The 13,205-nt window shown below is 66.2% G+C and carries 10 protein-coding genes, 1 tRNA gene and 1 pseudogene; 9 read left to right on the forward strand and 3 right to left on the reverse strand.

The window, feature by feature from the left end:
- The first annotated feature begins 43 nt into the window (after positions 1–43).
- From QE394_RS16105 to QE394_RS16120, 4 genes and pseudogenes are all read left to right on the forward strand, one after another.
- Positions 44–907, forward strand: coding sequence for an SURF1 family protein (locus QE394_RS16105; RefSeq protein ID WP_056075159.1), 864 nt, complete (start codon positions 44–46; stop codon positions 905–907).
- The gene (locus QE394_RS16110) at positions 904–1,407 is read left to right on the forward strand and encodes a DUF3817 domain-containing protein (protein ID WP_056075156.1); all 504 of its coding nucleotides are present in this window, start codon (positions 904–906) and stop codon (positions 1,405–1,407) included. The genes QE394_RS16105 and QE394_RS16110 overlap by 4 nt, the downstream gene beginning before the upstream one ends.
- Positions 1,408–1,553: 146 nt before the next feature.
- The gene (gene guaA / locus QE394_RS16115) at positions 1,554–3,143 is read left to right on the forward strand and encodes a glutamine-hydrolyzing GMP synthase (RefSeq protein ID WP_056075153.1); all 1,590 of its coding nucleotides are present in this window, start codon (positions 1,554–1,556) and stop codon (positions 3,141–3,143) included.
- Positions 3,144–3,313: 170 nt separating this feature from the next.
- Positions 3,314–7,568 (forward strand): annotated as a pseudogene (locus tag QE394_RS16120) (AAA family ATPase).
- A 128-nt stretch (positions 7,569–7,696) separates the two neighbouring features.
- On the opposite strand, the gene QE394_RS16125 reads toward QE394_RS16120, so the two are convergent.
- The 3 genes from QE394_RS16125 to QE394_RS16135 all read right to left on the reverse strand — a co-directional run bounded on the left by QE394_RS16125 (position 7,697) and on the right by QE394_RS16135 (position 9,487).
- Entirely contained in the window at positions 7,697–8,353 is a 657-nt protein-coding gene (locus QE394_RS16125) for an SAF domain-containing protein (RefSeq protein WP_349035062.1), read from the reverse strand.
- Positions 8,354–8,483: 130 nt separating this feature from the next.
- Entirely contained in the window at positions 8,484–8,744 is a 261-nt protein-coding gene (locus tag QE394_RS16130) for an FmdB family zinc ribbon protein (RefSeq protein WP_056075143.1), read from the reverse strand.
- A gap of 122 nt (positions 8,745–8,866) precedes the next feature.
- Positions 8,867–9,487, reverse strand: a complete 621-nt coding sequence (locus QE394_RS16135; protein WP_056075140.1) for a 5-formyltetrahydrofolate cyclo-ligase — start codon at positions 9,485–9,487, stop codon at positions 8,867–8,869.
- Positions 9,488–9,590: 103 nt separating this feature from the next.
- On the opposite strand from QE394_RS16135, the gene galU reads away from it, so the two are divergent.
- From galU to pnuC, 5 genes are all read left to right on the forward strand, one after another.
- Complete coding sequence (gene galU / locus QE394_RS16140) at positions 9,591–10,496, forward strand: UTP--glucose-1-phosphate uridylyltransferase GalU (RefSeq protein ID WP_268156816.1); 906 nt, start codon at positions 9,591–9,593, stop codon at positions 10,494–10,496.
- Between the two features lie 4 nt (positions 10,497–10,500).
- Positions 10,501–11,121 (forward strand): GNAT family protein, encoded by a 621-nt coding sequence (locus tag QE394_RS16145; RefSeq protein ID WP_349035063.1) that lies wholly within the window; start codon positions 10,501–10,503, stop codon positions 11,119–11,121.
- Positions 11,122–11,226: 105 nt separating this feature from the next.
- Complete coding sequence (locus QE394_RS16150) at positions 11,227–12,168, forward strand: hypothetical protein (RefSeq protein WP_349035421.1); 942 nt, start codon at positions 11,227–11,229, stop codon at positions 12,166–12,168.
- Positions 12,169–12,300: 132 nt separating this feature from the next.
- Positions 12,301–12,373 (forward strand) — tRNA-Ala (locus tag QE394_RS16155).
- Between the two features lie 167 nt (positions 12,374–12,540).
- Positions 12,541–13,203 carry a nicotinamide riboside transporter PnuC gene (gene pnuC, locus QE394_RS16160; RefSeq protein ID WP_349035064.1) on the forward strand — a complete coding sequence of 221 codons (663 nt, stop codon included), beginning with the start codon at positions 12,541–12,543 and terminating at the stop codon, positions 13,201–13,203.
- The last annotated feature ends 2 nt before the right edge of the window (positions 13,204–13,205 follow it).

A 13,205-nucleotide genomic window follows, 5' to 3' on the forward strand; every position in this document is an offset into this window, starting at 1 on the left:
CGGCGTTTAGTTGTTCTACAGAACTACGAAGTACGGTTAAGACGTGTGGAAAACAGCCCTTAAGCCCCGATGGATTGCGGGATTCATCTTTGCGATCGCCGTGTCCGGGGTCTTCGTGCTGCTGAGCCAATGGCAGTTCGGCCGCTCCACCAGCCCGGAAATGCCGGTAAACCCGGACACCGAGAAAGTCCAGCCGCTGACGGACACCCTCCAGCCGGGCGGGTTCTTCCCCGGGTCCGACGCCGACCAGATGGTCAGCGCCACCGGAACCTATGATCCCGCCAAACAGGTCCTGGTCCCCGGCCGCCTGCACGACGGGAAGACCGGCTACTGGGTGGTCTCCGCTTTCGCCGTGGACGGAGCACCCACCCTGACCGGTTCCGCTGCATCACCCCGGACCTGGATCCCGGTGGCCCGCGGATGGGTGGCCGACGCCGCTGAGGCGACAGCGCCGCCGTCGGGCGCCGTGCAGGTGACCGGACGGCTCCTGCCCTCCGAAGCGCCCGTGGCCGGTAAAGCCGCCAACCCAGGAGAGGCCACAGCGGTCTCCGTGGCGGAACTCATCAACGACTGGGAAATCAGCAGCTACCAGGGCTTCGTGGCGGCCACCGCCGAGGTTGCCGGGGGAGCGGACGTCAGCGCCGCCGCCGTCCCGGGGAACCTCCTGCCGCTGGAGATCGGCCCCCAGCCGCCCGCGCAACAGATCAACTGGCTCAACCTCTTCTACTCCCTGGAGTGGGTGGTCTTCGCCGGGTTCGCGTTCTTCATCTGGTGGCGTCTGGTCAAGGACGACTACCACCGGGACCTCGAAGACGCCCTCGACGGCCACGCCGAAGCGCATGAACCAGAACAGCAGCCAGGGACCACCCGGCAGCCTGAACACACCGACCAAAAGGTACAGCCATGATTGATCCGAAGCCCGCCACCGGAAGCGAAACGGCCGGGAAGGCCGCCACCAGGAAGCGCCGGTTCGGCGGCACCGAGGCACAGATCCGGTCGGCCCTGAAGTTCTACAAGGTGCTGGCCTACCTGACCGGCGCCATGCTGCTGCTCCTGTGCGCGGAGCTCGTGGCGCGGTACGGCTTCGGGCAGTACCTCTTCGCCGGCGGCACCAATGCCGCCACCGGGCAGCCCTTCGGCTTCGGTTTTGCCGACGCCGAGCCGCCGGGAGTCCTCAACGGCGTGAACCTGTCCATCACGGTGCTGATCGTCCACGGCTGGATGTACGTGGTGTACCTGATTTCAAACTTCCGGCTTTGGTCGCTCATGCGCTGGCCGTTCCTCAAGCTGATCCTGCTGGCCCTGGGCGGTGTGGTCCCGTTCCTTTCCTTCATCGTCGAGAAGAAGTTCCATGCCGACGTGGAAGCCGAGCTCGCCGCGAACCCGCAGGCCCCGCAGCGGTACTGAACCCGGCGGTACCGAAGGCTAGCGGAACTGGACGCCGGCGCTGCCCGCGTCCGCAGCCGTGCCGCCCACCGCCGCCGGACGTTTGCTCCGTCACAGGGCGGCGTTTCAAGGTGCGCCGGTGCAACGCCGCAACGTAGGCTATTACGGTGACTACTCCCACTGCATCCCAGACTTCCCAGAAGCCGGTGCTGGTTGTTGACTATGGAGCCCAGTACGCGCAGCTGATTGCCCGCCGCGTCCGGGAAGCGAATGTGTATTCGGAAGTGGTTCCGCATACCTACACCACCGAACAGCTCCTCGCCAAGAACCCCGCCGCGATCATCCTTTCCGGCGGACCTTCCAGTGTTTACGCCGACGGCGCCCCCAGCGTGGGTGCCGATCTCTTCGAAGCCGGCGTACCCGTCTTTGGCATCTGCTACGGCTTCCAGGCCATGGCCAACGCGCTGGGCGGCAAGGTGGACAAGACCGGCCTCCGGGAATACGGCTCAACCCAGACCACCATCCTGGGTGAGGGGCGCTCCGTGCTCGAGGGCATGCCCCAGCACCAGAACACCTGGATGAGCCACGGCGATTCCGTCCACGCGGCCCCGGACGGCTTCGAGGTGCTGGCCACGACGGCGGGCGCCGAGGTTGCAGCCTTCGCCAACGAAGAAAAGTGCCTCTACGGCGTGCAGTGGCACCCCGAGGTCAAGCACTCGGCCTACGGCCAGCAGGTGCTGGAGAACTTCCTCTTCAAGGGCGCCAAGATCGAGCCCAACTGGACCACGGGGAACATCCTCGAAGAGCAGGTTGAGCGCATCCGCAACCAGATCGGCGATGCCCGGGTCATCTGCGGCCTCTCCGGCGGCGTCGATTCCGCCGTCGCAGCGGCCCTGGTCCAGCGCGCCGTGGGTGACCAGCTGACCTGTGTGTTCGTTGACCACGGACTGCTCCGCGAAGGCGAAGCGGAGCAGGTGGAACGCGACTTTGTTGCTGCCACCGGCGTCAAGCTGTACATCGCGAACGAGCAGGAGCGCTTCCTTTCCGCCCTGGCCGGCGTGAGTGATCCCGAAACCAAGCGCAAGATCATCGGCCGCGAGTTCATCCGCGCCTTCGAAGAAGCCGAACTGGCTATCATCGCCGAGGCCGCGGCTCACGGTGAGAAGATCAAGTTCCTGGTCCAGGGCACCCTGTACCCGGACGTCGTCGAATCCGGCGGCGGCGAAGGTGCAGCAAACATCAAGAGCCACCACAACGTGGGCGGCCTCCCCGAGGACCTGCAGTTTGAGCTCGTGGAGCCGCTGCGGGCCCTGTTCAAGGACGAGGTCCGCGCCGTGGGCGCCCAGCTGGGACTGCCCCAGGAGATCGTGGGACGCCAGCCGTTCCCGGGCCCCGGCCTAGGCATCCGGATCGTTGGCGACGTCACCAAGGAACGCCTGGACCTGCTCCGCAAGGCCGACGCCATCGCCCGTGCCGAGCTGACCGCCGCAGGCCTGGACAACGAGGTGTGGCAGATGCCCGTCGTGCTGCTGGCAGATGTCCGCAGCGTCGGCGTCATGGGCGACGGCCGCACCTACGGCCACCCCATCGTTTTGCGCCCGGTCTCGTCCGAGGACGCCATGACGGCTGACTGGTCACGCCTGCCCTATGACCTCCTGGCCCGGATCTCCAACCGGATCACCAACGAGGTGGACGGCGTTAACCGCGTCGTGCTGGACGTCACCAGCAAGCCGCCGGGAACCATCGAGTGGGAATAGCATCCTGAAGTGGCCGGCCTCCGTTGACGGAGGCCGGCCACTTCTGTCTTGCCGCTGTCTTCGGCAACGGTGGCAAATCTTCCGGGGACTGCCTGTGAAATCTCCCCTATTTCGCGGCTCCAGTGTTGCGGTCTCTCAGTCCGGGCACGGAAGCGGCTACTCTCGAACCTATGCCGGTATGGTCCAGGGCGTCACGTGCAAACGCAGAAAAGAAGGCAGAAGTGTCAGTTGGTCAAGGCCACCCGGAAGGCTCGGAAGAGCTTCGTAAATGGCTGTCCGGGCTCAAACCCGTCACCGGGGCAGACACGATGCTGCGCTTCACCAAGACACCCGAAGGTTCCATAGACCTCACCTCTGCCCACCCGTCAGGGCTGGCCCAGCTCATGGCGGGGCGCCGCACCCGCTTGTCCACACTGATCCGTGACCAGCAGCAGTATGTGGTGGCCGCCCGGGCATCCCGCAACATCCGGTCCAAGATCTTCGAACTGTCCAATGACCGCGGCATCGACGCCGGGTACCTCTCCGCGGGCACCGTGGTGTGGACATCCGCTGTCGGAGGCACACCTCAACGGGTTTCTGCGCCCGTCATGCTCACGGCGATCTCCCTCACCGTCCGGCCCGGGGAAGATGACTACGAGCTGCAGCTGACAGAGCAGGCACACATCAACCCCGCGTTGGTCCGCCACCTGAAGTCCGTCCACGGCATTGTCTTCGACGTCAACGCCGTCACCCGCCTCGCGTACAGCACGGCGCGTTTCGATCCCCAGCCCGTCCTGGACCGGCTTGGCACCCTCATCCGGCCCATCCACGGCGCCGAGGCGCAGCACAACCTGCTGGTGTCCACGTTTGCGGACCTCTCCGGCAATCTTGACGACCCCTGGATCAATGACTCCAACCCGATCGTCTCCGCCCTCGCCACGGCCGGCGGTGGCGAAGTGGTGGATGTCGAAACCCCGGACCCTGCCCGCTTCCCTTCGCTGGACAGCCGGCATCCCCAGGACGAACTGCTCCTCCTGGACGCGGATACGGACCAGCAGTACGTAGTGGACGCCGCCCGCGCCGGTGACTCGCTGGTGGTCAGCAGCCCGCCCGGCACCGGGCAGACGCAGACAGCCATCAACACCATCGGCGCCCTGGTGGACGCCGGCCGGACCGTCCTGGTGGTGGGGGACCGGCGCGCCAGCCTGAACGAGGTTTCCGGCCAGCTCGAAGCCCTGGGCCTCGAATCGATCCTGTTCCAGTTGTCCGGGAACGTCACGGCGCAGCAGCTGAAGTCCCAGTTGGTCCGCGCCATTGTCCGGAACGAAAAGTCCCTCAAGCCACAGTTGGGGAACCTGCATAGCACACTGACCGAACACCGTCACGCGCTGATGGACCATGTGGCGTCCCTGCACAATGTCCGCGACCGGTGGGGCTGCTCGCCGTACCAGGCCATGCAGTCGCTGGCCGAGCTGACATCCATCCATCCCGCACCAGCCACCACCGTGCGGCTGAAGCGGAGCGTCCTGGACAACATCCGCGACCGCGAGGAGCTGGCTGGCCGGCTCCAGCGCGCAGCGGAGCTGGGCAGCTTCAGCAAGGCGTCCACCACCCAGTCCGTGGCATGGCGCCCGGCTCCTGACGCGCAAGGAAACGGAAGAGGCCCAGGACCTGGTCCGGGCCGTTGCAAAGAGTCTTCCCGTACTGCGGGAGCGGATGAATGCCGTGGCCGAGCACGCGGAAATCCGCCTCGGTGAATCCTTCGCCGAATGGGGCGAACAGCTTGAGCTGCTGGTTGCCGTGCGTGGAAGCCTGGACAAGTTCACGCCGGATATCTTCGACCGGCCCGTCACGGACCTCATTTCGGCTACCGCACCCTCGGCGTGGCGGCGGGAACGCGGGATCGAGATGACCTCCATGCAGCGGTCGCGGCTCCGCCGTGTGGCCAAGGAGTACGTCCGGCCTGGCGTCCACATCGCAGACCTGCACACGTCCCTGGTCCTGGTCCAGGAACAGCGTGCCCGCTGGGCAGGCTACGCCACCACCCAGCGGCACCCTGCCGTCCCGTCCGGACTGGTCGAGATGAACGCCCTTTACCGCGAGTTGGACCAGGAGCTTGCGGGCCTTGGTGAATGCCTGAAGCACACAGCCGGGGGCGGGGCGCTGTCCACCGTCCGCTACGAAGACCTCCTGGAGCGGCTGGAACGGCTCGTCGCGGACACTGACACGCTTAAGACGCTCCCGGAGCGGACGCTCCTGGTGGAGAACATGCGCGAGCACGGCCTGGGCGAACTCCTGGCCGACCTCGCCGAACGTGAAGTTCCCGCCGGATCGGTGGCTGCTGAACTTGAACTGGCGTGGTGGCAGTCAGCCCTCGAGGCAATGATCAGCGGCGATGACTACCTCGCCATGTCCGACGGCGATGCCCTGCGCCAGCTCGAAGCCGAGTACCGGCTCGCGGACAACGCCCACATCGCCAGCGGGGCAGCACGCCTGCGCTGGGACCTTGCCGAGCGTTGGCGGGCAGCCATCGGGGAACAGCCCCGGCAGGCCGGCCTCCTCCGCAGCCTGCTCAAGGACGGCCGGGTTTCACTGCCCGCCCTGACCGCCCAGGCACCGGACCTGATCGGCACACTGGTTCCCGTCTGGTCGGTGAGTCCCTACCTCATGAGCGGGCTGCTGCCCGCGGAACAGCACTTCGACGCCGTGGTAATCCTTGACGCCGAAGCCACAAGCCTGCAGGCCGTCCTGCCCTCCATCGCGAGGGCCCGGCAGGTCATAGCCTTCGGCGATGCCAGGATCGCCAGTCCGCGCAGCTTCACCGTAGGGGTGGAGCGGCTCGCGCCCGGAGAGTCCGCGCACCAGCGGGTCGAGAGTGCCTTCAAAGCCCTCTCCGCCGTGCTGCCGGTGTGGCAGCTCACCAATGTCTACCGCGGTGTGGACGAGGACCTGGTGCTGCAGCTGAGCAGGAATTTCTACGACGGCGGACTCCGCCGCCTTCCCGAGGGACAGTCAGCCACAGGGCTGGACCGGTCTTTGCTCGTGGAGTACTTGCCGGACGGAACCGGCCTGCCCAGCGCCGATCACGAGGGCGTGGAGTCCGTGGTGGCCGAGGTCAACCGCGTGGTGGAGCTGGTGTTCGAGCACGCACGGCTGCGGCCCAGGACTTCCCTGGCGGTTGTCACCGCAAGCTTGCGGCATGCCGCGAGGATCGGCGAGTCCATCCGGCTCCAGTTGCCCAACTACCCCGGGCTGGCCAGCTTCTTCGGAGCGGGGCCGGAGTCTTTCCGGGTTGTTGACCTTGAACGGGCACAAGGCCTGGTGCGCGACCATGTCATTTTTTCTCCCGGTTACGGGCGCACACCCCACGGGCGTGCCCTTCACAACTTCGGCCCGTTGTCCGCCGAGGGCGGCAGGGAGAAGTTTGCGCTGGCCATGACCCGTGCCCGCCGTTCCATCCACGTTCTGACGTGCTTCCGCCCGGAGGACCTGGACCACACCAGGTTGTCGCACGGTGCCTTGGACCTGTACGCGCTGCTTGACCGGGAGATTTCGGGAAACACCGACCTCGGCACTCCGGCCTCCCGGGCCGCTGCCAGCGAGCAGGCGCTCGGGGCCGACCCGCTAGTTGCCGACCTCGGCGACAGGCTTCGTGCACGCGGCGCCCGGGTGTGGCACCAATACGACGGCGTCATCGACGTGGTGGCGGCCGCAGACCCGCTGGGCACCATGGGCCAGGATGAGGCAGACCTTCCCTGGCCGGTGGCGATTGAGTCCGATGGCACCGAGCAGTACCGCACTATGAGCGTCCGTGAGCGCAGCCGGCTGCGGCCGCAGATGCTGGAGCGGCTGGGGTGGCGGTACATGCCGCTGTGGACGATTGAGGTGTTCACCGATCCTTCGGCCTGCGCGGACCGGATAGCAGGGTACCTGGGGCTGGAACGGGTGGTTCTTCCGGGCCGCTCGGCAGAGTCCGCCGGTTTCCTTGACGACGACGTCCATCAGGCGCTGAACGGAATCGACGCCGCGCAGCCTGCTTCAGTTTCATACCCGGCCACCAACGGGTCAGGGTTCCGGCGTGACGCCCAGGGAGGCGGGGAACGCCGTGAATCCTGGGACGGTCCGGATTCAAACGGCGCCGGCGTCGCCGCTGCAGGACCAGACAGTGAGGAGGCGGGCACAGTGACCCCGAAGGATGCTGAGACGCCACAGGATGACGTGAACCCCGAGGACGCTGACGGCGCCGTGGATGCGGCCGATACCGAAAGCACCGAAGGTTCCGGTGATGCCGTGGACACGGAAGAGGCCGGCTCATCCGCAGCGCGCAGCCTAGTGGAGGGCGTATTGCCCAAAACTGCCGCGGAAGATGACCCGCGGGCGTGGGGCGATCGCGACGAGGACCATGACGCATGGTTGAAGGAGCAGAAGCCCCCGCACTGGGGCTGAAGGCCCATAGCCCTGTCGACGTTATGACAGGCCCTGCCGGGCTCGGCAGGGCCTGTCACGACGGCGGTCCCACCAGGACGAAGAACAATTTGCCCTGCGTGGACGCCCCTGCCAGCCGCGCTGACTGTTCAGCCGTGGCTGCCACCACGATCAGCCCGTCGGTTTCGGGCGGTGCCCAGCCATTGTCCGCCCTGCCCACCTTTGGCTGCGGTCCAGAGGACGGGGACTCCCGCGGCCAGGACTTCCGAGGGTCCCTGCTGGTCAAACCCGTTTCCGGATGTCAGGACGACGTTCACCAGTTGCCCCGGCGAAACCAATTGGATGGATGAAGCATCGGCCATCCGCAATGGAACGGCCGCCGATCCCGGGGGAGTGCCGGTGAGCAGCCCGGGACCGAGGAGCTGGACATCGGTGACCAGCTGCCCTTTTCGCAGCGGGGTTGCCAACTGCTTGCCTGCCGCCTCAGCCTGCCCGCTCAGCACGCCTTCGGACAGCAGGCCGGGCGGTACCCGCACCGGAACGAGGTCCGCGGCAGTTACAGCTGTTCCGGCGGGCAGGTCCCTGGCTGCGGACAGGGCTGTGACAGTGTCGGCCGGCGCAGGGGTGAGCTGGTGGACCGTGATGGACGCCGCTGCGCAGAGAAGAAGGGCAACAGCGAGGCGCCGGTTGCGGTTGAGCAACCCGGCCACACGGGTCAGCGGGCTGCCGCGCCGGGACGCGGCAGCACCCTTTTTAGCTTGGAAGACGGACGGTCTGCGGTGGGCACCGGGGGGATGTGCAGGCATGCCTTCACGCTAGGTGGGCAGGCATGGCCGACGACAGCGGCCCCGGCCCTATGTGGACAACATGGTGGTGCCGTCTTTAGGTCCGGGGCCGCTGGCAGTCCGGGTGTGTTGGGACGGGTGCGGACCGGTGTCAGCTGGCGGCAGCCGCCGGGGCGGGCGCCGGAGCGGGGGCTGCCGGAGCCGCGGGTGCTGCGGAAACGGTGCTGCCCTTGGAATCGCGGGAGTCGGTGCGATAGAAGCCCGATCCCTTGAAGACGACGCCCACGCTGTTGAATTTCTTGCGCAGCGTGCCTTCACATTCCGGGCAGGACGTCAGTGTGCTGTCCGAGAATGACTGGACGATGTCAAAAGCATGGCCGCAATCCTTGCAGGCGTAAGCATATGTTGGCACTGGTGCTCCTCCTCTTGGGCAAACGAGAGGTCCCGTGCTGCCACCCGTTCCACTGATGGTCCGTTAGCAGTCGCAGGGCCTGAGTGCTAATTCTATCATCCCCGTCCACCGGCTGTCCGGGTTCAGGGTGCTCCCGCCAGGACCCGAAGTCCGCCCGGTGTCAGGACGGCCGGAACGGGACGGTCGAACTCCTCGGCGGGGATCCGACCGGCAGGCAGGAGTTCTTCGTCGTAGATAACAGCGGCGAGCGGAATTTGCTTCCCGGCAGTGTCCAAATGGCCCAGGAACTTGTCGTAATAGCCTCCGCCCTGGCCAATCCGGTTACCGGAAAGATCAACGGCAGTGGCCGGAATGAACAGCCCGGACGCCCCGCCGGCCACATCCGGCCCGTGCCGCGGCCCGTCAGGTTCCATAACGGGTGCGTAGCGGCTGCGTGCAAACGGGATGCCCGGAGACCAAAATACCCAGCTCAGCTCGCGCGCGGGTTCGCAAACCGGCAGGAGGACGTGGTGTCCGCGGGCGTGGAGGGCCTGGATCAGCGGGAGGGTGGGGGGTTCGACGCCGACGCCCAGATAGACGCAGAAGGTTGCGGTCGCGCCGTCCACAAGGGAGCCGGCCCAGGCTGTGCCATGTTCCGCCAGGGCGTTGCCGGCCTCCTCCAGGGCCGCCGGCGAGAGTTCCGCGCGGCGGGCACGGTGGGCAGTCCGGATGCCGTCCTTGGCACCGGTCTGATATTCAGTCATGGGTTTTCCCTCCATCGCCGCGGGCGGCTGGTTCATGTGCAGGTCCGCGCCGGGACCGGACGGCTGATTACTTAATGCTTGCCGCTGACGCTAGATTAGTCCGGTGACTACCAGTAACCCGAGAGTTCGCAAAGCCGTCATCCCCGCTGCGGGGCTGGGCACCCGGTTCCTTCCCGCCACCAAGGCCATGCCCAAGGAAATGCTTCCGGTGGTGGATAAGCCTGCCATCCAGTACGTCGTGGAGGAAGCCGTTGGCGTCGGGCTCAACGATGTCCTGATGATTACGGGCCGCAACAAGCGGGCGCTCGAGGACCACTTTGACCGTGTCCCGTCGCTCGAGTCCGCCCTCTCGGACAAGGGTGACACCAAGAAGCTGGAGTCCATCCAGGCCGCCAGCAACCTCGGCGACATCCACTACGTCCGCCAGGGCGACCCCAACGGCCTCGGCCACGCAGTGCTGCGTGCCCGCCAGCACGTGGGCAACGAGCCCTTTGCCGTGCTCCTCGGTGATGACTTGATTGATGCCCGGGACGAGCTCCTGGGAACCATGATTGACGTGCAGGCCAAGACCGGCGGTTCGGTGGTTGCGCTGATCGAAGTGGATCCGTCCCAGATCAGCGCCTACGGCTGCGCGGACATCGAGGAGATCGACGGCGAAGGCTACGTCCGGATCAACAGGCTCGTCGAGAAGCCTGCGGCGGACGAGGCGCCGTCCAACCTGGCAGTCATCGGCCGTTATGTGCTGCACCCGGCCGTCTTCGACGTGCTGGAGGAAACCGGCCCCGGCCGTGGTGGCGAGATCCAGCTGACCGACGCCCTGCAGGAACTTGCCACCGGCGAGGGTGAAGGCTACGGCGTCTACGGTGTGGTGTTCCGCGGCCGCCGCTACGACACCGGCGACAAACTGAGCTACCTGAAGGCCTGCGTGCAGCTGGCCGTCGACAGTGATGACCTGGGCCCAGGCCTGCGGGAGTGGTTGCCGGGCTTCGCCGCCCAACTCTCCAAGTAGCATCGTGCGCTTCGGTCCCATCTGGCCGGCCACGCTTGAATGCGGTGACCTTGTCCTGCGGCCCATCCGCTACCGCGACCGGAAAGAATGGACCGAAGTGCGGTCACGGAACAGCCAGTGGCTTGCGCCGTGGGAGGCATCCAACCCGGATCCGCGCGGAGGGTTGCCGGACTACCGGCAGATGGTCCGATCGCTGAATTCGCAAGCCGCCCAGTCCACGGCGTTGCCGTTCCTCATTACGGAGCGGATGGCCGGCAGCCGGACCCCGGCCATCGTGGGCCAGCTGACGGTGTCATCCATCCTCTGGGGCTCAGCAATGATGGCCACGCTTGGCTACTGGGTGGACCAGGCACGGGCTGGCCAGGGGATTGCCCCCACAGCGGTGGCCCTGGTGACGGACCACTGCTTCCAGACCCTTGGGCTGCACCGGATGGAAATCAACATCCGGCCCGAAAACGGACCCAGCCTGCGGGTGGTGGAGAAGCTGGGCTTCCGCGATGAAGGGTACCGGCCCCGGTATCTTCACATCAACGGTGAGTGGGCTGACCACAGGTCCTTCGCGCTGACCTCCGAGGAGGTCCCGGACGGCCTGTTGCCGCGATGGATGTCGTCCCGGACGTCTTAATTCCACTCATTTGGCAACCGCCCTGCGACACACCGCAGCCAATGCCAGTGTGGCAGTGGTGATGCTCATACGGTTTTGAGTGTGGACTTCCCCCTTAGCAGTTCTGTGATCCTTGTGGTTGCTGTCGTGCTCTGGATTGTGTGGGTTGGCCCCTACGTCCTCCGGAACCGCAGGCACCAGTTCCAGCCGGCCGGCGATTTCGTGGCGGACACACCCGCAGAGGAGAAAGCGGAACGGCCGCAAGGCATGGTTCTGAACGTCGCCGCCAAGCAGGAGAAAACGATGGATACGAGGAAGAGCGCCGCACCCGCTGCCAAGCCTGCGGCCGCTGCCGGGCCCGCCAGCGCAGCCAACGGGCGGCTGCGCATCCACTACGGGCGCACATCCATCGCACTCGCTGGGCTTATCTCGCTTGTTACGGCATTCGTCTCCGGCGTCCTGCTGCCCTTCGGCCTGGGTTCTGCGGTCCTGCCGCTGTCCTGCGTGGCGCTCACGGCGGCCTGCGTCGTTCTTCTGCGCACCCTCGCTGTCCGGGGCCGCAAGGCGAAGGTCAACGCAGCGTTCCGCTCGGCCATGAGCGCGCCGGCCCGGACGGCCGCCCCCCTTGACCGGATTCCGCCCAAGCCGCAAACCGCGCCGGTGCCTGCCCGGGCGGAAAGCCCCGTTTTCGATGCCGAGGCCCACAAGCCCCAGGCCAAGCCGCTGACCGCCGTCGAACTGCGTGAAGCAGCCATCGCCGTAGCCGTGGCCGCGGGCGATACCAGCGCGGCAGCACCGGCGTCGGACGCTCCCTCCAGCACCCCCTGGGAGCCTGTTGAGGTCCCCAAGCCTGTGTATGTGGAGGCTGCCAAGGCCGAGCGGCCAGAGCCCAGGCCGCTTGAGCTTCCGGAAGCACCGAAAGCAGTTGGCAAGCCGTCTCTGAAGCAGGGCGCTGCCGGAAACGCAGCGGGAGCGGCCGGTGGGGCACCCGTTGACGCCCAGCAGCTCACGAAGGCGCAGAGCGCGCTCAGCAACCTCGACGACGTCCTGCAGCGCCGCAGGGCATAGACCCTAGCCAGGCCCGACGCCGGCCGTCCGGGCGGGCATCGACGGAACCGGGAGCGCCGGTTGGCATTGGGGCAGGAAAAATGTGTAGCCTAAGGTCACCGGTTCAGATCCCGTAAAAGGCCGCACCGTTCCGGGGCTATAGCTCAGTTGGTAGAGCGCTTCGTTCGCATCGAAGAGGTCAGGAGTTCGAATCTCCTTAGCTCCACAGTTTTCGTTTCATCAAAGGCCATCCTTCCGGGATGGCCTTTGTCGTGTCCTGGCAACATCGGGCATGGCGGGAGTGGCAGCCGCGGCTGGACACGCTAGTTGTCAGTTTGATAATTAACCGCTAGGTTGTAATTATCGGATTGATAATTACGGAAGGAACCGGCGATGACGGCCCTACTTGACTGGATGAACTCCGCTGCAGTGCCAGATCTTCTCGGCTCTCCTGTGAGCTGGATCGAGGTCATCGGCTTCGTCACCGGCGCGGCGTGCGTCTACGGCGTCGCGAAGCAGAAGCTGTGGAACTGGCCGGTGGGGATCCTGAACAACCTTGCGTTCATTATCCTGTTCCTGGGTGCCGGCCTCTACGGCGAAACTATCCTTCAGGTCATCTTCGCTGCCGTGGCCGTCTATGGCTGGTTCAACTGGGTCCGCGGCAGCTCCGCCACCGAGGCCAGCAATGGTCTGCCCATCCGGGACGCCGCCGGCAAGGAAGTCCTCCTCGGCGCCGGTGCCACCCTGGCCGGCACTGCGGCCGTGGCCATGATCCTGACACACGGCACCGACTCCCAGGTGCCATGGCCGGATGCCTTTGTCCTGACAGCCTCGCTGGTTGCGACCTACTGGCAGGCGAAAAAGATCTTCCAGCACTGGTACGTCTGGATCCTCATCGATGTGGTTTCCATTCCGCTGTACTTCAGCCGGGGGCTGGCGCTGACAGCCATCCTGTACATCGGATTCCTCGCCCTCTGCGTTTACGGGCTCAGCGGCTGGAAGCGCACCCGGGCCGCCGGGAAGGCCCCCATGATCACCGTCCCGGCAGGAGCCTGACA

Origin of the sequence: Pseudarthrobacter sp. SORGH_AS 212 (assembly GCF_030818145.1) — a bacterium.
In the GTDB taxonomy this organism is placed as follows: domain Bacteria; phylum Actinomycetota; class Actinomycetes; order Actinomycetales; family Micrococcaceae; genus Arthrobacter.

Bases quoted from the DNA above. Each gene is read 5' to 3' on its own strand.
- QE394_RS16135 (WP_056075140.1), bottom strand. From the start codon at position 9,487: ATGACTGAATATCAGACCGGTGCCAAGGACGGCATCCGGACTGCCCAC.
- QE394_RS16125 (WP_349035062.1), bottom strand. From the start codon at position 8,353: ATGCCTGCACATCCCCCCGGTGCCCACCGCAGACCGTCCGTCTTCCAA.
- pnuC (WP_349035064.1), top strand. From the start codon at position 12,541: ATGACGGCCCTACTTGACTGGATGAACTCCGCTGCAGTGCCAGATCTT.
- QE394_RS16110 (WP_056075156.1), top strand. From the start codon at position 904: ATGATTGATCCGAAGCCCGCCACCGGAAGCGAAACGGCCGGGAAGGCC.